This window comes from Methylobacter sp. BlB1 (assembly GCF_015476545.1).
In the GTDB taxonomy this organism is placed as follows: domain Bacteria; phylum Pseudomonadota; class Gammaproteobacteria; order Methylococcales; family Methylomonadaceae; genus Methylobacter.
The window spans coordinates 54,282-74,319 of the sequence record NZ_JADMKV010000005.1 but is presented as its reverse complement, the minus strand read 5'-3'; the positions used below and the strand labels follow the sequence as shown (position 1 = coordinate 74,319).

Sequence of the window (20,038 nt, the reverse complement as noted above, 5' to 3'; positions counted from 1 at the left end):
ATTATTCGCTATGGCCCAAAATAGGCCGATGCTTATCTAACGAGATTGACTATTTATTGATCAATGAACACAACTCCATCTGATGTTTTAACCACACTCTCCACGATTCGCGATTACATTCGCTGGGGTGCCAGCCGATTTACCGAAGCCGGAATCGTTTTTGGCCATGGCACGGCAACAGCGCTGGACGAAGCTGCGGCGCTGGTTCTGCATACTATTTATCAGCCCTATAATCTGCCTGAGGCTTATCTGGAAACTGTTTTGACGCTGAAAGAGCGCCAGGACGTCATTGATATTATCGACAGGCGCATCATCGAAAGAAAACCGGCCGCCTATTTGACTCATGAGGCCATTTTTGCAGGACTGCCTTTTTATGTCGACGAAAGGGTTCTCGTGCCGAGATCGCCAATCGCCGAATTGATCGAGCAGCGGTTCAATCCTTGGGTGGAGGAAGATCAGGTCGAACGCATCCTGGATTTGTGTACCGGTAGTGCCTGTATTGCTATTGCCTGCGCTTATGCATTTCCCGAAGCCTATGTCGACGCGGTCGATTTGTCTGCCGACGCACTGGCCGTTGCTGAAATGAATGTAGCGAAACACCGGTTCGATGACACGGTGACGCTGTATCAGTCGGATCTGTTCAATGAATTGCCCGGTCAGCGCTATGACATCATCGTCAGCAATCCGCCTTATGTCAGTCATGCCGAATGGGAACAGTTGCCTGCCGAGTTTCGCGCCGAACCCGATATGGGCTTTAAAGGTGGCGAGTCAGGGCTGGATATCGTGCTGCGCATTCTGGTTGAAGCCGGCCGCTATTTGACGGAGCAGGGCGTTTTGGTCGTGGAAGTCGGCAGCAGCGCGGAAACGCTGCAATACGCATTTCCCGATGTGCCGTTTTACTGGCTGGATTTCGAGCGGGGAGGCGACGGCGTATTTTTATTGACGGCCGAACAGGTTAACCAATATCACGAACTATTCTTAGCGGCTTTAGCATAATGTCTGGAAACACTATAGGAAAAGTATTTACCGTCACCACGTTCGGTGAAAGTCACGGCCCTGCTTTAGGTTGCATCGTTGACGGCTGCCCGCCGGGATTATCACTGACTGAGGCCGATCTGCAACAGGATCTGGATCGCAGAAAACCCGGCACCTCCAGGCATACGACCCAACGCCGCGAAGCCGACGAAGTCAGGATTCTGTCCGGCGTGTTCGAAGGCAAAACCACAGGTACGCCTATCGGCTTGCTGATTGAAAACACCGATCAGCGCTCCAAGGATTATTCAAAAATTGCCGATAGTTTCAGGCCGGGGCATGCCGATTATACCTACCAGCATAAATACGGCATCCGGGATTATCGCGGCGGCGGTCGTTCATCGGCCCGCGAAACGGCCATGCGCGTGGCGGCCGGCGGCATTGCCAAAAAATACCTTAAAGAGCAGGCCGGCATTGAAATAAGAGGCTATTTGTCGCAGCTGGGCCCCATAGAAATAGAAAAGATCGATTGGAATATTATCGACAGCAATCCCTTTTTCTGCCCGGACGCTGACAAAATCGAGGAAATGGCGGCTTATATGGATGCTCTGCGCAAGGAAGGCGAATCGATAGGCGCCAGAGTCAATGTCGTGGCAACCCATGTCCCGCCCGGCCTTGGCGAACCTGTTTTCGACCGCCTCGACGCCGATCTGGCGCATGCGTTGATGAGCATCAATGCCGTAAAAGGCGTGGAAATCGGCGATGGCTTTGCCTGCATCGATAGCAAAGGCACGCAGTTTCGGGATGAAATCACGCCGGACGGATTCTTGAGCAATCATGCCGGCGGCATTTTGGGCGGCATTTCAAGCGGTCAGGCCATCGTCGCCAGCATCGCGTTAAAACCGACATCGAGCCTCCGTCTGCCCGGCAGAAGTATCAATCGTCAAGGCGAAGCCGTCGAAGTGGTTACGGAAGGCCGTCATGATCCGTGCGTCGGCATTCGTGCGACGCCAATCGCCGAAGCGATGGTGGCAATCGTGCTGATGGATCATTTTTTACGGCATCGGGCGCAAAATGCCGATGTCCATTCCGGATTGCCGGTTTTAAGATAAGCAGTCATCTATGACCAGCACAAACACCACAAGACATGAAACCCTGTCTTGTGGTGCCTGAATAAAGACCTTTATGTCTATTCCTTACTGGCGTCTGTCAGGGTTCTACTTTTTTTATTTTGCGACGCTGGGCGGCTTTTTGCCTTATTGGAACCTCTATCTGAAAGACAGCGGCTTCAATGCCGATCAGATCGGCGAACTGTCTGCCTTGTTGGTTGGCACCAAAATCATTGCGCCTAATCTGTGGGGATGGATTGCCGATCATACCGGCAAGAGTCTGCGCATCATCCGCATTGCCTCATTTTTCGCTGCCTTGCTCTTTGCCGGCTTTTTAATCGAGCGCAGTTACATCGGGTTTGCCTGGATCACCATCGGGTTCAGCTTTTTCTGGAATGCCGCTTTGCCGCAGTTTGAGGCGGTAACGTTGTTTCATTTAAAAAGCGAGCCTCATCGTTATAGCCAGATCAGACTGTGGGGCTCAGTCGGGTTTATTGTCGCTGTGTTAGGTATTGGCTGGCTGCTGGATAAACAGCCCATATCGATGCTTCCGGCCGTCATTATCATCTTGCTGGCTTTAATCTGGGTTGTTGCCTTAGCGACGCCGGATGCTCATGCCTTAAGTTATGAAACCGAGCCAGTCGGCCTTATGCAAATCCTGAAAAGGCCGGAAGTGTTAGCTTTTTTAGTCGTTTATCTGCTGCTGCAAATGGCTCATGGACCTTATTATGTTTTTTATTCCATTTATCTTAATCAATATCATTATTCGACAACGATAACAGGAATGCTTTGGGCTTTAGGCGTCTGCGCGGAGATCGTGTTATTTGTTTACATGAGACGCTTATTAAAGCGTTATTCATTACGGCATATTCTGCTGCTCAGCATCGTGCTGGCCGCTGGCAGATGGCTGATGATCGCTTGGTATGCAGATCAGTTATGGTTGCTGATTCTTGCCCAGTTGCTGCATGCCGCTACCTTCGGCGCAGCCCATGCTGCAGCTATTCATTTGGTATATCTTTATTTTGGCCAACAACATCAGGGTAAAGGCCAGGCTTTATACAGTAGCCTGAGTTATGGGGTAGGCGGCATGCTGGGCAGCCTCTACAGCGGTTATTACTGGGAGTCCATGGGCCCGGCGTTTGTTTATTCATTAGCCGCCGTCGCATGCGGATTGGCCTTTGTGATCGCTTATCTGTGGATTGGCTTTGAAAATACTCAACACCAGGTACTTTAGGTTAAAATAGCACTTGTACAGTGTGTGACCTATACTTACGCATGTGGTTTTTAGTTAACAATACTGATTTTAGGAAATAACGTGTTTGAAGTAATTAAAAGCGGCGGCTGGATGATGCTGCCAATCATTTTATGCTCAATTGGGGCAATGGGTATCATTGCTGAACGTTTATGGTCTTTGCAAAGGAAGAAAATCGTACCTTCGGAGCTCGTTCCTCAGGTATGGAACTTATTTCGTGAAGGAAAGCTGGATAAAGCGGCTCTGCATCGTTTAAAGACCAGTTCGCCTTTAGGATACATTTTGGCGGCAGGCCTGGCTAATAGCGAGCATGGACGCGAAGTCATGAAGGAATGTATTGAAGAAGCTGGCCGGCAGGTTGTTCATAATCTGGAGCGCTTCCTTAATACCTTGGGCACTATCGCTGCCGTCAGTCCTTTATTGGGATTGCTGGGAACAGTGTTCGGCATGATTGAAATCTTTTCGGCTCTTTTGCAGCGCGGTGCCGGAGGCGATCCGTCTGTTTTGGCAGGGGGTATTTCCGTTGCATTAATCACTACGGCAGCCGGATTGGTAGTAGCCATTCCTAGTTTGATTTTTCACCGTCATTTTGAAAGACTGGTCGATGAATACATCGTAAACATGGAAGCCGAAGCGATAAAACTGATGGAAATCCTGCACGGAGACCGTGAAGAGGCTTTATGAACTTTCACCGGAAAAAAAGAGAAAAAGTCGATATCATGTTGGTATCGATGATCGATGTGCTTTTTGTATTGCTGCTGTTCTTTGTGGTATCCACTACTTTCAACCGACAAACAGAAGTCAATGTAAAGCTGCCTGAAGCCAATGGCGCTGAAGCCGAAGCGCATGAAAAGATGGTTACCTTAATCATCGATGCGGACGGCGTTTATTATCTGGAAGGTGAAGACGGTCTGCCGCACGAACTGGTCAATCAGAACAAAGATACGTTAAGACAGGAATTGCAGAAAATCGCCGCGCATTCCTCACAACTGCCTTTTATTATCAATGCTGACGGCAAGACACCTCATCAGGCTGTTATTGCGGCGCTGGACAGTGCCGGCCAAGCGGGCTTTACACATATCTCGTTCGCGACGGAAGAATCGAAGACAGAAAAATGAAAAAAACACTGGCTCGATGGGCGCAGGATATCTGGTATAAAGATCATTTTATCGGCGTATGGCTTTGCCCATTGGGCTTTCTGTTCTGCGATGCGGTCAGGTTTCGCAAATTATTGTATCGCCTGGGCGTATTGAAAAAACAAACCGTGCCCGTTCCTGTTATCGTGGTAGGCAATATTACGGTAGGCGGCACCGGTAAGACGCCGTTCGTAATAGGATTGGCTTCATTGCTTAAAGAAGCCGGCTATAAGCCCGGCATCATTAGCCGAGGCTATGGTGGACTGGCTGAATCATGGCCTCAGAGAGTTGATGAGAACAGTAATGCCGAGCTGGTCGGCGATGAAGCTCTGTTATTGGTCAGGCAGACGGCTTGCCCTGTAGCGGTAGGCCCTGTCCGTGCCGACGCCGCTAATTTGTTGCTGGCGCAGACGGACTGTAATGTCATCGTATCGGATGATGGCCTTCAGCATTATGCGCTGGTTAGAGATATCGAAATTGCCGTTATTGATGGGGAAAGGCGGTTTGGCAACGGCTACTGCCTGCCTGCCGGACCGCTAAGAGAACCGATAGATAGACTGCAAAGCGTCGATTTCAGGATTGTTAACGGCGCAGAAAAGGAAGACGAAGAATATTCCATGCAACTGATCGCAGATCGTGCGATCAATCTGGCCACGGGCCAACAAAAATCATTGGAAGATTTCAGTACTGTTGAATGTCATGCGTTGGCGGGCATTGGCAATCCTGAGCGCTTCTTCAATCTGTTGGCCACTGCCGGCATCTCATGCGCAACGCGCAGCTTTCCCGATCATTATAAGTTTGAGCGGCATGATATCGCGTTCAATGATGATAAACCGGTATTAATGACCGAAAAGGATGCTGTAAAATGCACCGCTTTTGCCGGTTCGCAACATTGGTATGTGCCGGTAAAAGCAGTTCTGGAACAAGGTTTTTCCGAACGATTATTAAATTTATTAAAAGCAAAGAACAATGGATAAAAAACTACTCGATATTCTGGCCTGTCCTTTATGCAAAAGCCCGCTGGTTTATGATAAAGCCAAACAGGAATTAATCTGTAAAGCCGATCGTCTCGCTTTTCCTATTCGCGATGACATTCCAGTCATGCTTGAGGATGAAGCGCGCGAATTAACCCTTGATGAAGTTGACGCTTTACATCAATGAGTTTACGTTTCAAAGTCGTTATCCCTGCACGATATGCTTCCACGAGGTTGCCTGGCAAACCGTTATTGAAGATTGCCGGCAAACCTATGATTGCGCATGTCTGTGACCGCGCGCAGGAAGCCGATGCCGAAGAAATTATCGTCGCAACCGATGACGAGAGAATCTTGCAGACGGTAAACGATCTGGGCATTAAAGCCATCATGACAAATCCGGATCATCAAAGCGGCACGGAGCGCATTGCGGAAGTCGCCAGACTGCGCGGATGGCGTCATGATGAGATCATCGTTAATCTCCAGGGCGATGAACCGTTGATTCCTCCGGCTTATATTCGCGATGTCGCCTCGGCATTAGCGGGCCAGCAACAAGCGGGCATAGCCACGCTGGCTGCTGAAATTATTGATAATGAAGAGATTTTTAATCCGAACGCCGTCAAGGTTGTAGTGAATAAAGCCGGTTTGGCGCTTTATTTCAGCCGCGCTCCCATTCCATGGGAAAGAGGGCATTTTACGCATGCCGGCGGCACGCCTTCCGGGAAAATGCCTTATCTTCGGCACATCGGCATGTATGCCTATACGGTCGATTTTTTGAATCGTTACTGTCAATGGGAAGCCTCATCGCTCGAGTCGGTGGAATCTCTGGAACAACTTAGAATCCTGTGGCATGGCGAACCTGTGCAGGTAAAAGTTGTAGCTCAAACGCCGGCCGCCGGTGTCGATACGCCCGAAGATTTAATGCGCGTGGAGCAGATATTGTCCGCATACCGTTAAACTTTCAGCTCGTGTTTCAATCAAGCCTGTGGCTTGTCAAATAGTTGACACGGCTCAGTAACAACAGTACTTTAGACTGTTTTTTTAACCTTTCACTTATATACTTGAATTCTCAAGGGCTGTTAATGGAACAATTTCATAGAATAAGTCGCTTACCTCCCTATGTCTTTAACATTGTTAATGAACTAAAAGCCAAAGCCCGCGCAGCCGGAGAGGATATTATCGATTTTGGCATGGGCAACCCGGATCAGCCTACGCCAGAGCACATCGTCAAAAAGCTGATTGAAGCAACGCAAAGAGGGGATACGCACCGTTATTCCGTTTCCAGAGGCATCCCCAGGCTCAGAAGAGCTATTTGTAATTGGTATAAAAACCGTTTTGACGTTGATCTGGACCCTGAAAGCGAGGCTATTGTCACGATAGGTTCGAAGGAAGGTCTCGCGCATTTGGCCCTGGCGACTTTGGGGCCCGGCGATATCGTGCTGGTGCCCAGCCCCGCTTATCCGATTCATCCTTACGGCGTTGTGATTGCCGGAGCCGATCTTCGGCACATACCCTTGGTGCCAGGCGTTGATTTCTTTGAGGAACTACAGAAAGCCATCATCGATTCCTGGCCTAAGCCGAAAATGCTGATCCTGAATTTTCCCGGCAATCCGACCAGCCAGTGCGTGGAACTGGATTTCTTTGAAAAGATTATTGCTTTGGCCAAAGAGCACAAGATCTGGGTAGTCCATGATATTGCCTATGCCGACATCGTGTTCGACGGTTATAAGGCGCCATCCATTCTTCAGATTCCTGGCGCAAAAGATATAGCGGTCGAATTTTTCTCGCTGTCGAAAAGTTATAATATGCCAGGCTGGCGTGTCGGCTTTATGTGCGGCAACAAGCAGCTCGTAGCCGCTCTGGCACGTATCAAATCCTATCTGGATTACGGCACTTTTACGCCTATTCAGATCGCAGCGATCGCTGCACTGGAGGGTCCGCAGGATTGCCTGACCGAAATTGCCGAAATGTACAGAAAGCGCCGGGATGTGCTGTGTGATGGCTTAAACGCAGCAGGCTGGCCAGTCAGCAAGCCCAAAGCAACCATGTTTGTCTGGGCGCCTATTCCGGAACCCTACAAGGAAATGGGGTCGTTGGAATTCTCGAAAAAGCTGCTGGCGGAGGCCAAAGTGGCTGTTTCTCCCGGCATTGGTTTTGGCCAGCATGGCGATGATCATGTTCGGTTCGGATTAATTGAGAACGAGCATAGAACCCGTCAGGCGGTGCGCGGTATTCGCAATATGCTGAAGAAAGACAACGTTATATGACATTAAATTTAGTAAAAAATGCTTTGTGCAGGAGTTTGATTTGAAACCGGTAAAAGTGGGGGTTTTAGGATTAGGTACTGTCGGGGGCGGTACTGTCAATGTTTTGAAACGCAATGCGGCTGAAATCGCACGCAGAGCGGGCCGTGAAATCGTCATTACCCGCGCGTCGGCAAGGGATTTGAACCGCGAACGCATTTGCGATACGCAAGGTATCGTTTTAACAACGGACCCTTATGAAATCATCAATGATCCGGAAATCGACATTGTCCTGGAACTGATTGGCGGCTGTGGTCCGGTCAAGGAAATGGTTTTGACGGCCATCGCCAACGGCAAGCATGTTGTCACAGCCAACAAAGCGCTGATTGCCTTGCACGGCAATGAGATTTTCGCCAGAGCCAGCGAAAAAGGCGTCATGGTGGCGTTTGAAGCTGCAGTTGCCGGCGGCATTCCGATTATCAAGGCCATTCGTGAAGGATTGAGCGGCAATCAAATCCAGTGGCTGGCCGGTATTATCAATGGCACCGGCAATTTTATTCTGACTGAAATGCGTGATAAAGGCCGTGATTTTTCCGACGTTTTGGCCGAAGCGCAAGCGCTAGGTTATGCAGAGGCCGACCCGACTTTTGACGTGGAAGGCATCGATGCCGGCCATAAGTTGACGATTTTGGCCTCTATCGCGTTCGGCATACCGCTGCAATTTGATAAGGTTTTTACCGAAGGTATTACTAAAATCACGCGTGAAGATGTTGAGTACGCTGAAGCATTGGGTTACCGCATCAAGCATTTGGGTATCGCCCGCAAGACGCCTGAAGGGATCGAATTAAGAGTTCATCCGACACTGATACCGGCACGCCGCCTGATCGCCAATGTCGACGGTGTCATGAATGCCGTGTTGGTTAAAGGTGATGCCGTCGGCCCCACTTTATACTATGGCGCCGGTGCCGGCGCTGAACCGACTGCTTCTGCTGTCGTTGCTGATGTGGTTGATGTCGTGCGGGCATTAACCGGCGATCCTGAAAACCGGGTGCCGCATTTAGCCTTCCAGGCCGATTCGTTGGCAGATATACCGGTGTTGCCGTCAGAAGAATTTAGAACCGCTTATTATCTGCGTCTGCATGCCGAGGACAAACCCGGCGTTCTCGCTGACGTAACAAGAATTCTTGCCAACCATCAGATCAGCATTGAAGCCATTATCCAGAAAGAAGCACTGGATGACAAAGGGTTCATGCCGATTATTATGCTGACTCAGATCACGCTGGAAAAAGAAATGAATGCGGCCATTGCTGAAATTGAAGCTTTACCGATGGTCAACGGCAAGGTCAATCGAATCCGCCTAGAAACTTTGGGATAAATAAAAAACATGTCTATTCATAAACGTTATACCGGTCTCATCGAACATTACAGAGACCGTCTGTCCGTCAGTGAAACTACTCGTCTGATCAGTCTGGGCGAAGGCAATACGCCGCTCATTCAACTGCAAAACATTCCCCGTTTGATCGGCAAAGATGTCGATATTTATGTCAAGTACGAGGGGCTGAACCCTACCGGTTCGTTCAAGGACCGCGGCATGACGATGGCTGTGACCAAAGCCGTGGAAGAGGGCAGCAAGGCCATCATCTGTGCATCAACCGGCAACACGTCAGCTGCTGCGGCAGCTTATGCCGTCCGCGCAGGCATTAAAGCATTCGTATTGATACCCGAAGGCAAAATTGCCTTGGGCAAACTGGCCCAAACGCTGATGTATGGCGCTGAAATCATTCAGATCAACGGCAATTTTGACAGGGGTATGGCGCTGGTTAAAGAAGTGGCCGAGCACGCCCCCGTTACTATCGTGAATTCGATCAATCCGTTCAGGCTGGAAGGCCAAAAAACAGCGGCGTTTGAAATCGTTGACGAACTCGGCCGCGCTCCGGATTATCACTGTCTGCCCGTCGGAAATGCCGGCAATATCAGTGCATATTGGAAAGGCTATAAGGAATATTCAACCGATACAGCGACGCATCAAGCTGTCACCAATACGCGTCCAATCATGTGCGGTTATCAGGCGGCCGGAGCGGCTCCGTTTGTGCTCGGCAAAATGGTTGATGAACCGGAAACACTTGCTACGGCCATACGTATCGGTCATCCTCAATCCTGGGATTTGGCCTGGGCGGCGCAAAAAGAATCCGGCGGCTGGTTCGACAAGTTCTCAGATGAGGAGATTCTGGCAGCTCAGAAAATGCTGTCTCAATATGAAGGCGTATTCTGCGAGCCGGCATCGGCGACCTCGTTAGCGGGCGCTTTGCATGATATTAAAACCGGCAAAATACCTGAAGGCAGCAAAGTCGTGTGTACGTTAACCGGTAATGGCTTGAAAGATCCCGACAGCGCAATTAAACAATGCGCAGCAGCCCATCCAGTTACGATTGAAGCCAATCTGGATGCCGTCAAAAAGGCGATTTTGGATAATATGTAATTTGAGTAGTCTTTTGACCGATAAAAAGCCGACAATAGTCGGCTTTTTTATTTTCAAGGTTATGCATCAACTTCTCTATTGAGCCCGGATATTTCATAAATAAAGAGCAAATTCCGTAGAGTTCGGCTCCCGGAATTTCATAGGAAGGCTCCCGTCTCATAGGCAAGCCTGAGCACATCGTCCGGCGGCACGTAAACAAACTCCGCGTCTGGATCGATAAACTGGGCAATCAGCCAAGGACAGGTAATGCGGTCGATTTTAGGGCGTTCGTGGGCGATCCACCTCATGTTTTCTTTCTGGCTTTGAGCTTGGCTGTTTTTTGCGTGTCCAACGCCGATTTAATAGCTTTGGCTAAATCATTGGCAGGCCCGGTGCCCCAATAATGCAGAAACATGATTCGGGGCGACTCCTCAACCATATGATTGTGAATGGCCGTAATGTTAATGCCGCCCGTGCGTAAGGCTTTTAATACGCCTTGCAGCTCGGGTTCCCGCATGGCAAAGTCGCCATCCACACTGGCTTGTTCATTGCTGCCGACGAATACCGCCCAGGTATTGACGCCCATGACTTTGCCAGCCTCATGCCCTGCCATTTTAGTGGTTCGGCCTATCGTGACTTTATAAACGTCACCGGCTTTCTCAACCGGGGCCTCGATAATGGCTTCAATCGCCTTGGAGTCCAATGAGGTCTTGGTGACATCCATCGAAGCAGACGGCGCGGCGGATTTGCTGCCGGCGGTGGACTGAATGGCCTGGAACACTCTGCCGATCGCGGTCGCCATCGTGTCCGAATCACCCGTGCCGCCAATGTGCATGAACATCACCTTAGGCGTATCCCAGAGGAAGTGATTATGCAGAGCGGTTACTTCGATGCCATTGTCCAACGCCGTACTCATGACCGAATTCACCTGATCTTCCTGGAGAACCAAGTCGCCCATCACCATGACCTGACGGCCCGCCGGCTTGAAAGCCGCCCAGGACGTCAGCCCCATGGCCGGAATGATCTTGGCGCCGGCCACGGTCACGCTGAGATCGGAGCGTGGCTGGCTAACCTTGAAGACATGCTCGGCTTTATCAAGCGTACCTTTCATGCCGGCCAATTGCTCGATTTTGGCGGTATCCAAGTCAACTGGATGGGCTTGTCTGGGCTTAGCGGCTACGGGGCCTATGAGGGCTGTGCACAGCACCAGTACGACAGCTTGAGAATAACGGACAGTATTCATAATAAAACTCCTACCTGGAGCAACCAGGGCTTGAAGAAAGTGAACAACAGTCCAGCCATGCCACAGGCGGCGATGGCCGGGATGACGCCAACCTTGTAGCGAAACAAGGCCAGCAACGCGCAGAAGCCGATCAGGGCGGCAGCGCCGTCAAACCGGCCGGTAAAACCTTGCGGCCAAAAGACGTGATAGGCAAAAAACACGGCCAGATTCAAAATCACGCCGACCACGGCGGCGGTAATGCCGGTTAATGGCGCCGTGAACTTCAGATTCCCGTGCGTGGATTCGACCAAAGGGCCGCCCGCCAGAATGAACAGGAAACTGGGCAAAAAGGTGAAGTAGGTCACCAACGTGGCCGCTACCGCACCGGTCCAGCCTAACTGCTCAGGCCCGAATAGCGCCTGCGACCAGCCGGCCACGAAGCCGACAAACGTGACTACCATGATCAGGGGGCCGGGCGTGGTTTCTCCCAACGCCAGCCCGTCGATCATCTGCTGAGGCTGCAGCCAGTGATAATGCTCGACAGCCCCTTGATAGACATAAGGCAGCACCGCATAGGCGCCGCCAAAGGTCAGCAGCGCCGCTTTGCTGAAAAACCAACCCATCTGCGTCAAGGCATGGCTCCAGCCATGATAGGCCGTGAGCATTGCCATCGGAACGGCCCAGAGCAGGCTGCCGACAGTGACAATAGCCGTCAGCCTGGACCAGCAAAACCAAGTATGTGCCGGCCGGGGGGTATCATCATCGATCAATGCCGCGCCGTAAGACTTGTTGGTTTCATTATGACCGCCTCCGATTCGGAATGTCTCCGGGGCAATGCGGCTGCCCAGGAAGCCGATCAGCGCAGCCATGACAACGATTGCTGGAAATGGCACCTGCAGCAGGAAAATGGCCAGAAAAGACAAGCCGGCGATAAACCACAAGATTTTATTTTTCAGTGCGCGCGAGCCGATGCGGTGCGCCGCTTGCAGAACAATCGCCGTCACCGCCGGTTTAATGCCGTAAAACAAGCCGGCCACCCACGCCACATCGCCAAACGCGACATAAATCCAGGACAGCGCAATCAAAAGACACAGTGACGGCAGGATGAATAAAGTGCCTGCGACAATGCCGCCCCAGGTCCGATGCATCAGCCAGCCGATGTAAATGGCCAGTTGCTGGGCCTCCGGGCCCGGCAGCAACATGCAGTAGTTCAAGGCATGCAAAAAACGGCGCTCGGAAATCCAGCGTTTCTTCTCGACCAACTCCTGATGCATGATGGCAATCTGCCCGGCGGGGCCGCCAAAGCTGATGAAACCAAGCTTCAGCCAGTACCGAAAAGCTTGCCCAAACGTGACGGGTGGTGGTGTTTGCGATAAGTCGGGTTTATTCATGACTCGGTTCCTGAAAAAGCCTGATAAAAGGCGTCAAAAATCTTTTCTGCTTCGGCCAGCAGTTCATCGTCATCGGTCCAGCGCTGGCGCATCCCGCTCATGAGCATCTCCAGACCGGCTGCTTCAAGAACGGGAATTCCTCCCGCATCGAGGTAATGCACTAAAGCGCCGATGCGGTTTAAAGCCGTATCCTTTGTCAATCCAAAACTGGCCAGTAAAACTTCAAAAGTGACTTTCGTCTCTACATGCGTAAATACAGCCCCGTCGAAATCAAACCCCAGCGCTTCGGCAGGGCAATCGGCCGGTGGCTTAAGCCAGATGAAGCGCGCTTCAGGATCGATGAAGCGCCGGATAAGCCAGGCGCTGGCAAGCCGGTCTATCCACGGCCGGTGACGTGTCGCCCAGATTCTGTGACGATAATCCTGAGGCTGGAGCCGCTTGATCCGATGCTGGACGGCATGGGGTTCATCCGGCACAAGGCGCTCTTGGACGGCATGTTCCAAATCTTCCAGAGCCGTTGCGGCCTGTTCCTGTGCTGCACCAGAAAAAAAATCATGGAGAGCAATGGCTTCAAATGTCTTGCGCAACCGGTGCATCTGTTTTTGCAGCCGCCCCATGTCTTCGATCTGAAGACTCAAGCCGGCGGTTTGCCGGATCTCCTCAATCAGTCTTGTGTAATCGGCCGAGCGGTCGAAGAAGCGTTCGAAGAGTGCTTGCTGTTCATCGTTTTCACTGTTCAACGTCAGGATATGGGCGCTGCCTCCGCCCGAGATGACGTCTTCGGCCTGAAGCTGAAGCGTTTGCCGAAACTCCGGGCGATAGGGCAGTAAATAGACGCCATCGCGCAACACGCCGCAGCCCAGCGCTTTTAGTGTCCGCCACACACGCATGCGGCCGGCGGAATTGCGGGTCGGCAAACTGACAACCAAAATGAGCCAGGAACAGTTCATATTTATGAGTTCTTATATAACAATATTGTTGAATATTCTACTTGATAAGTGTGTAAGAACGTCAATGAAAATTCTGATCGTGGAGGTTTTATCTTCACGATTCTCTGCAGGAACGCCGCTAATGTGTGTGAGTTAAAACATTCGTCTCTACCTAAGGAGTGTTTATGAAAAACCAATTACTGGCGGTGGCAGCCGCCCCCGCGAACGCTGGCAAAAAAAATTGAGCAAAAACCAGGTACCCAAAGAGGTCATCACGGCTTTTGAAAAAGCCCATCCCATGCCAAGGGCATGAAGTACGAGGAGAAAACGTTTGAAGGCAAAGCGGCCCATGAGGTGGAATACAAGGAAAATGGCAAGGAATATGAAGCGACCTATGGCGCTGATGACCTTGTTACAGAAAGAAGAGGAAATCGATCGCGAATCGCTACCAGGGCCCGTCGCTGATGCTGTTAAAAAAGCTTATCCCGAAGCCAAGATTGAGGAAGTAGAGAAATTAATGAAGCCGGATAACACGGTGACTGGCTATGAAGTCGAGATCAAATCCGTCGGCAAGGAAGTCGAACTTGAACTGGATGTTAACGGCAATATTCTAAAAACCGAAAACGAATAAACGCATGTTATTTGCTCCGTAAGGTGCTGCCCGTGAACAGCACCTTACGGGGCATCTCTATAATGCAACTTGACCAGATCGACAGCATTGACCAGCAACTGCGATTTTTGATTGCCGAATTAGAACGTAATGGAAGGATTAATTTCAAGAATTAAAAAATAATTACTTTGTACTAACACTTCATTCTTTAATAGTAGTAGAATATAAATAAGACAATAAATGTTGCTCCATCATTAATTACTGGCTCTTCGTCTAGCGGTAGGACTCTGGATTCTGATTCCAGCTGCCGGGGTTCGAATCCCTGAGAGCCAGCCATTTAATTCTTAAGCACCTTAGCTAATTTCAACTGTTTCCCGATTTCTTCCTTGGCTTGCAATCAATAGCAAGCTTAACAATCGGGCAATTGAGCAGCCATTTTCAATTTTGCATCCTTTTCTAGTTGCATAGAGAACTGCGCCTAAGATAATGCTCAATGATCGACGCCAAGATGTAAATTCTCCAGCATCGCCATTTCGATTTCTTTTTCTTGACTTCTGTCCAACTAATACGTCAAGCATTATTTATTCCAGCGAATCTTTTTGCCATCAATCATTTTGTTGACAATGCACAATACAGATAAATACACAGAAACCAAGACAACAACGAATCATGCCTTTTGCGTCGCCCCGATGCTGGACTGGACAGATAAACACTGCCGTTTTTTCCACCGTCTGATTTCACAACATGCCTTCTTGTATACTGAAATGGTCACAACTGGCGCTCTATTACATGGTGATCATCATCGGTTTTTACAGTTTGATGTAACCGAGCATCCTGTCTCATTTCAATTGGGCGGCAGCCATCCTAAGGATCTGGCAACTTGTGCAAGGATGGTTGAAGATTATGCATATGACGAAGTTAATCTAAACGTCGGCTGCCCCAGCGGTCGAGTTCAGAACGGCCGTTTCGGGGCCTGCCTGATGGCAGAGCCGGAACTTGTCGCCGAGTGTGTGGCGGCAATGCGGCAGGCGGTTTCAATTCCGGTAACGGTCAAATCGAGAATAGGCATTGACGAGCGCGATTCATACGAAGGACTGGTGCATTTTATAGCGACTGTGGCCGATGCCGGCTGCCGCACTTTTATCGTTCACGCCAGAAAAGCTTGGCTAAGCGGTCTGTCGCCCAAGCAAAACCGCGAAGTTCCACCGTTACGCTACGACATGGTCTATCAGTTAAAAAATGATTTTCCGGCACTAGAAATTATATTGAACGGCGGCATTACAACATTGGATCAGGCTGAAGAGATTCTGAAGCATGTCGATGGGGTCATGATGGGGCGGGAAGCCTATCACAATCCGTATCTTCTGGCCGACGTGGATAAGCGTTTTTTTACCGAGTCCCGTGAGCCCAAGTCACGGCAGGAAATAGTGATGCGACTAATTCCTTACATTCAACAGCAGCTTAAAACCGGTGCTCGCTTAAATAATATCTCTCGGCATATTCTGGGCCTGTTTCATGGTGAAGCCGGCGCACGAGGCTGGCGCCGGCATATCAGTGAAAATGTCAGTACACCCGATGCGGATGAAAATGTCATTTTGGATGCATTAAAATTCACTGCTCAATGATGTATAATAGCAAGCCTTTTACAATTGAGACTGAAACAATGGAAGAGCATTTTTCCAAAATTATCGAAGCAGTCGGTGAAGACTTAAATCGAGAAGGCCTGATCGATACACCCAAACGCGCAGCCAAGGCCTTTAAATTTCTGAACAACGGCTACGGTAAGACGCTGGATGAAGTGCTTAACGGCGCTATTTTTACAGCAGACACCGAAGACATGGTTATCGTTAAGGATATTGAATTGTATTCCTTATGTGAGCACCATTTACTGCCGTTCATTGGTAAATGCCATGTCGGCTATTTGCCAAAAGGCAAAGTGCTCGGCTTGTCCAAAATCGCCCGTGTTGTTGATATGTATGCGCGACGCCTGCAAATCCAGGAAAAATTAACCAAGCAAATTGCTGATGCCATTGAGATTGCAACCGGCGCCAGAGGCGTTGCTGTGGTTATCGAAGCCAAGCATTTATGCATGATGATGCGCGGCATCGAAAAACAAAATTCAGTCATGACGACATCGGTAATGACAGGTGTGTTTCGCAAAGAGATCAGCACCCGTTCTGAATTCTTAAATCTGATAAACCGCTAGGCTTTTTACATGCTGCCTCAAAGCGCCACCGCCAATAAAACCGGCGTTCTATTGGTGAACCTGGGGTCGCCAGCGGCACCTACCACTTCGGCAGTCAGGCGCTTTCTCAAAGAGTTTCTTGGCGATCCTCGCGTAGTCAATCTGCCGCGTCCTCTATGGTGGGTGATACTACGTTTTTTCATTCTGCCTTTCCGTCCGCACAGGTCGACGGCTGCTTATCGCAAAATATGGGATGAAAAGGGATCGCCTTTAGTTTTTTTGACCCGCCAACTGGCCGATATGGTCGCTCAACGATTAAATGCCAAAGGCGTTATAACCGATTATGCAATGCGCTATGGCAAACCTTCCATAGCCGAGCAGTTAAACGTCCTTAAAAAACAAGGCATCGACAATCTAATCATCCTGCCGCTTTATCCTCAATACTCTTCAACAACGACGGCATCCGTATATGATGATCTGATCAAGGAGCTGAACCGCTGGCGGCATCTGCCCAGCTTTCAGTTTATCAGTGATTATCATCAGGATGAGCATTATATTGCCGCGGTTGCTGAGTCTATTGAGAAAATCTGGAGCCAACAAGGAAGGAATGATCTACTTTTGATGTCTTTTCATGGTTTGCCTGAGCAGTTAATCAAATGGGGTGATCCTTATTTTCATCAGTGCCATAAAACCGCCGCTTTGATTGCAGAGAAACTCGATCTCGACAAAGAAAACTGGTGTGTTGTATTTCAGTCCAGATTTGGCAAGGCACAATGGCTTAAACCTTATTGCGCGGAAACACTGCAAAATCTTGCAAGACAGGGGGTTAAAAAAATTGATGTGGTTTGCCCGGGGTTCGCCGTGGACTGCCTGGAGACTCTGGAAGAGATCGCCATGGAAAATAAAGCCCTGTTCATTAAAGCCGGCGGTGAGACCTATCGCTATATTCCTGCTCTTAACGATTCAAAGCTTCATGCTGATGCTATAGTTAAGCTAATTGAACAAAAACTTTGAAAATTATCGGCATAAAAGGGTACGATTCAATCTGTGCAATATATCGCTTAACGCGCAGCCTTTCTTTTGCCTGCATTGGCGTGAGCAAGAGATTGATGTCTCGAATAAAAAAACATCATGCTATCCGGCGTTTTCGCGGCGATTATAGTTTTTAGAGTCCCGGTAAAAATAAAGAGCTAAAGTGATGAAAGAAACCATATTACAAAGCTGGCAGGATGTTATTTGGCCTACTGTTCAGTCCAGCAAACCGCTGAAGACCGGCGAGGGTGTCATTGATGAGCGCTCCTTCAATACGATCGAGGTCAACGAAGTGTTTGATGCCATTAATTATGCATCAACTCTGGTTGGGCAAGCAGTCCTGTTTCGCTCTTTAACACAGCCGCTGGACGTTATGGAGGATATTCAGGCAAAGCAGGAAGCCGTCGAGGAACTTTGCAATAACCCGTCATTAAAAGACAACATCGAGCGCATCGTGCAAAACGCAACGGCGCATGAGAAAAACTTTTATCTGCTTTTGTTCGGCGAATTCCTCGGGTCCTTTGGTACAGCCAGGGAAGAACATGAAATCGAAGGTTACGGTTATTTGCAGTATAAAAGAGGCATTCGCCTTATGCTTGAGCTGGTTGACCAGATTCAGAGCAGTGAAGCACCCAGGAGCCGCTATCTCGCAAGCATTTTTGAAAAAATAAAAGCTTTTGCAGAAACCCGGTCTTATTCATTGATGGAAGGCCCTGCCTATATTACTGAAAACGGCATTCGATCCAAACGGGAGAGAGAAGGCTCATTTTCTCCGGCCATCATATTCAGACCTCGTATCTTCAAGCCGCTCTTGCTGGCGCTGGTTTTCGGCATTATCTGGGTGCTGGCACATCTGTTTCCGACGGATATGTTCCGGATTTCAGTGGAAGTCATTCCAACCCTTTCCATCTTTTTTATCCCTTTATTACTGGTTTATTTTCCGGTAGTAGGAGGGTTCGACCGAGACAGTTGTATTATCCCGTTAAGAAATGAGTTTAAAAACTCACAGACGGTTGGTGAAACACTGGATGCGTTGGGGCAATTAGATGAATTGCTCTCATTTATAAAATTTGCCGATGCGTTTGGCGGCGATATGGTTCTGCCGAAACTGGTTGAGGCCGACCACCATCGCATCAATCTTGTCGATGCCAGAAACCCGGTTTTGGGCAAGCAAAATCCCCAATATGTCGGTAATGATTTTGTTTTGGAAGATGACAAATTGGTCCTGGTAACAGGCCCTAATAGCGGGGGTAAAACCGCATTTTGTAAAACCGTCACTCAAATCCAATTACTGGCGCAAATAGGATGTTATGTGCCCGCCAAATCCGCAACCCTTACCGTAGCGGACAGAATTTTTTATCAGGTGCCGGAAATTAGTCATTTGGATGACGGGGAAGGGCGCTTTGGTACTGAATTGAAAAGAACTAAAGATATTTTTTTAGCAACCACGGCTAAAAGTCTGGTTGTGCTGGATGAGTTGTCCGAAGGTACGACGTTTGAGGAAAAGATGGAATCTTCTGCCAATGTGCTTAACGGATTTTATCGAAAAGGCAACAGCACCGTATTAATCACTCATAATCATCAGCTTGTCGATAGTTTTGTCAGTAAAGGCGTAGGTCTGCCCAAACAAGTCGAGTTTTCTAATGATGCGCCGACTTATAAACTTATCCCCGGCATTTCCCGCATCAGTCATGCTGATCGCGTTGCTAAAAAGATAGGCTTTTCAAAAGAAGATATAGACAACTATCTGTCCGATTCCAAGTAAAAAATTGTTCTGCTTCTGGCAGTGTAATCAAGTTTTTACTATCCTTATAAGGACAGTAAATCAATATCCGTTTTTCTCGCATAGCCCTATACCGATGGGGCTATGTTGGTATTGGTTTGCCAGAGATGCTGCGCATGCAGTTTTGAATCTGACTAGGAAAAATAACAAAAATGATAAGAGTCGCTGTTGTTTTATTGTTTGCCTTGTTTGTGTCCAATCAAGTTCTGGCTGATGTTTATAAATATGTTGACCCTGAAGGGCATGTCTATTATACGGATGACCCTAAAAACAGCCTCTATAAGCGCATCATTCGAACAAGACCCAAGAGTTACGCAAAAGCACTGCCTTTTGTAAGCGTCAACAGAAAAAGATATGCAGACATGATAGCTCAGGCTGCCGCCAGGCATCAGGTTGACGAGAAGTTGCTGCATGCCGTGATTCAAGCGGAGTCGGCCTATGACGCCGCCGCCGTTTCATCGGCCGGAGCAGTGGGGCTAATGCAATTAATGCCGGACACAGCAAGGCGCTATGGTGTTACGGACCGCCGCGATCCTGACCAGAATATTGATGGCGGAACACGATACTTGAAAGATTTACTGCGAATGTTTGATTCGAACCTGGACTTGGCTGTTGCAGCCTATAATGCCGGCGAAAATGCAGTTATACGGTATAACAAATCAATTCCACCATACCCTGAAACACGCAATTATGTAAAACAGGTCTTGGCTCTCTACAATAGATAAGTGTTTTATCCCAGAGAACT

Annotated in this window: 22 protein-coding genes and 1 tRNA gene; 18 read left to right on the top strand and 5 right to left on the bottom strand. The window is 49.2% G+C overall.

Translation table 11 applies throughout. The annotated features are described in order from the left end of the window. Positions 1-63: 63 nt before the first annotated feature. The 11 genes from prmB (at position 64) to thrC (ending at position 10,162) form a co-directional block, all read left to right on the top strand. Positions 64-996, top strand: coding sequence for a 50S ribosomal protein L3 N(5)-glutamine methyltransferase (gene prmB / locus IT781_RS03700; RefSeq protein ID WP_194968785.1), 933 nt, complete (start codon positions 64-66; stop codon positions 994-996). Then, positions 996-2,084 carry a chorismate synthase gene (gene aroC / locus IT781_RS03695; protein ID WP_194968784.1) on the top strand — a complete coding sequence of 363 codons (1,089 nt, stop codon included), beginning with the start codon at positions 996-998 and terminating at the stop codon, positions 2,082-2,084. The genes prmB and aroC overlap by 1 nt, the downstream gene beginning before the upstream one ends. 73 nt (positions 2,085-2,157) lie before the next feature. Further along, on the top strand, positions 2,158-3,315 hold the full coding sequence (locus IT781_RS03690; protein ID WP_194968783.1) for an MFS transporter: 1,158 nt from the start codon (positions 2,158-2,160) through the stop codon (positions 3,313-3,315). 81 nt (positions 3,316-3,396) lie between these two features. Next, the gene (locus IT781_RS03685) at positions 3,397-4,017 is read left to right on the top strand and encodes a MotA/TolQ/ExbB proton channel family protein (RefSeq protein ID WP_194968782.1); all 621 of its coding nucleotides are present in this window, start codon (positions 3,397-3,399) and stop codon (positions 4,015-4,017) included. Then, positions 4,014-4,451, top strand: a complete 438-nt coding sequence (locus IT781_RS03680; RefSeq protein ID WP_194968781.1) for a biopolymer transporter ExbD — start codon at positions 4,014-4,016, stop codon at positions 4,449-4,451. Before IT781_RS03685 ends, IT781_RS03680 begins: the two co-directional genes overlap by 4 nt. Further along, entirely contained in the window at positions 4,448-5,446 is a 999-nt protein-coding gene (gene lpxK, locus IT781_RS03675) for a tetraacyldisaccharide 4'-kinase (protein ID WP_194968780.1), read from the top strand. Before IT781_RS03680 ends, lpxK begins: the two co-directional genes overlap by 4 nt. Next, positions 5,439-5,630, top strand: coding sequence for a Trm112 family protein (locus IT781_RS03670; protein WP_194968779.1), 192 nt, complete (start codon positions 5,439-5,441; stop codon positions 5,628-5,630). Before lpxK ends, IT781_RS03670 begins: the two co-directional genes overlap by 8 nt. Beyond that, on the top strand, positions 5,627-6,397 hold the full coding sequence (gene kdsB, locus IT781_RS03665; RefSeq protein ID WP_194968778.1) for a 3-deoxy-manno-octulosonate cytidylyltransferase: 771 nt from the start codon (positions 5,627-5,629) through the stop codon (positions 6,395-6,397). Before IT781_RS03670 ends, kdsB begins: the two co-directional genes overlap by 4 nt. Before the next feature lie 125 nt (positions 6,398-6,522). After that, positions 6,523-7,707 (top strand): alanine transaminase, encoded by a 1,185-nt coding sequence (gene alaC, locus IT781_RS03660; RefSeq protein ID WP_194968777.1) that lies wholly within the window; start codon positions 6,523-6,525, stop codon positions 7,705-7,707. Positions 7,708-7,747: 40 nt separating this feature from the next. Beyond that, positions 7,748-9,058: a homoserine dehydrogenase gene (locus IT781_RS03655; protein ID WP_194968776.1), complete on the top strand. Its 1,311-nt coding sequence runs from the start codon at positions 7,748-7,750 to the stop codon at positions 9,056-9,058. A gap of 9 nt (positions 9,059-9,067) precedes the next feature. Next, positions 9,068-10,162 (top strand): threonine synthase, encoded by a 1,095-nt coding sequence (thrC, locus tag IT781_RS03650; protein ID WP_194968775.1) that lies wholly within the window; start codon positions 9,068-9,070, stop codon positions 10,160-10,162. Positions 10,163-10,299: 137 nt separating this feature from the next. Here the strand turns inward: thrC and IT781_RS22170 are convergent, their stop codons facing one another. The 4 genes from IT781_RS22170 to IT781_RS03630 are packed head-to-tail and all read right to left on the bottom strand — an operon-like array spanning position 10,300 to position 13,704. Next, the gene (locus IT781_RS22170; RefSeq protein WP_228778892.1) at positions 10,300-10,449 is read right to left on the bottom strand and encodes a chromate resistance protein ChrB domain-containing protein; all 150 of its coding nucleotides are present in this window, start codon (positions 10,447-10,449) and stop codon (positions 10,300-10,302) included. Then, the gene (locus IT781_RS03640) at positions 10,446-11,384 is read right to left on the bottom strand and encodes a DUF1259 domain-containing protein (protein ID WP_194968774.1); all 939 of its coding nucleotides are present in this window, start codon (positions 11,382-11,384) and stop codon (positions 10,446-10,448) included. The genes IT781_RS22170 and IT781_RS03640 overlap by 4 nt, the downstream gene beginning before the upstream one ends. Further along, complete coding sequence (chrA, locus tag IT781_RS03635; protein ID WP_194968773.1) at positions 11,381-12,754, bottom strand: chromate efflux transporter; 1,374 nt, start codon at positions 12,752-12,754, stop codon at positions 11,381-11,383. The genes IT781_RS03640 and chrA overlap by 4 nt, the downstream gene beginning before the upstream one ends. Next, positions 12,751-13,704 carry a chromate resistance protein ChrB domain-containing protein gene (locus IT781_RS03630; RefSeq protein ID WP_194968772.1) on the bottom strand — a complete coding sequence of 318 codons (954 nt, stop codon included), beginning with the start codon at positions 13,702-13,704 and terminating at the stop codon, positions 12,751-12,753. The genes chrA and IT781_RS03630 overlap by 4 nt, the downstream gene beginning before the upstream one ends. 361 nt (positions 13,705-14,065) lie before the next feature. On the opposite strand from IT781_RS03630, the gene IT781_RS03625 reads away from it, so the two are divergent. Further along, positions 14,066-14,314, top strand: coding sequence for a PepSY-like domain-containing protein (locus tag IT781_RS03625; protein WP_228778891.1), 249 nt, complete (start codon positions 14,066-14,068; stop codon positions 14,312-14,314). A 241-nt stretch (positions 14,315-14,555) separates the two neighbouring features. Beyond that, positions 14,556-14,629 (top strand) — tRNA-Gln (locus tag IT781_RS03620). Between the two features lie 17 nt (positions 14,630-14,646). Here IT781_RS03620 and IT781_RS03615 read toward each other — a convergent pair. Then, positions 14,647-14,871 carry a hypothetical protein gene (locus IT781_RS03615; protein WP_194968771.1) on the bottom strand — a complete coding sequence of 75 codons (225 nt, stop codon included), beginning with the start codon at positions 14,869-14,871 and terminating at the stop codon, positions 14,647-14,649. A gap of 45 nt (positions 14,872-14,916) precedes the next feature. Here IT781_RS03615 and dusA point away from each other — a divergent pair, with 45 nt between their 5' ends. The 5 genes from dusA (at position 14,917) to IT781_RS03590 (ending at position 20,018) form a co-directional block, all read left to right on the top strand. Continuing rightward, the gene (gene dusA / locus IT781_RS03610) at positions 14,917-15,918 is read left to right on the top strand and encodes a tRNA dihydrouridine(20/20a) synthase DusA (protein ID WP_194968770.1); all 1,002 of its coding nucleotides are present in this window, start codon (positions 14,917-14,919) and stop codon (positions 15,916-15,918) included. After that, positions 15,918-16,499 carry a GTP cyclohydrolase I FolE gene (gene folE, locus IT781_RS03605; protein ID WP_194968827.1) on the top strand — a complete coding sequence of 194 codons (582 nt, stop codon included), beginning with the start codon at positions 15,918-15,920 and terminating at the stop codon, positions 16,497-16,499. The genes dusA and folE overlap by 1 nt, the downstream gene beginning before the upstream one ends. A gap of 9 nt (positions 16,500-16,508) precedes the next feature. Then, entirely contained in the window at positions 16,509-17,492 is a 984-nt protein-coding gene (hemH, locus tag IT781_RS03600; protein WP_194968769.1) for a ferrochelatase, read from the top strand. Between the two features lie 184 nt (positions 17,493-17,676). Then, a complete protein-coding gene (locus IT781_RS03595) occupies positions 17,677-19,275 on the top strand; it encodes a DNA mismatch repair protein MutS (RefSeq protein ID WP_194968768.1) in 1,599 nt (532 codons plus the stop codon). 170 nt (positions 19,276-19,445) lie between these two features. After that, a complete protein-coding gene (locus IT781_RS03590) occupies positions 19,446-20,018 on the top strand; it encodes a lytic transglycosylase domain-containing protein (protein ID WP_194968767.1) in 573 nt (190 codons plus the stop codon). Positions 20,019-20,038: the final 20 nt, after the last annotated feature.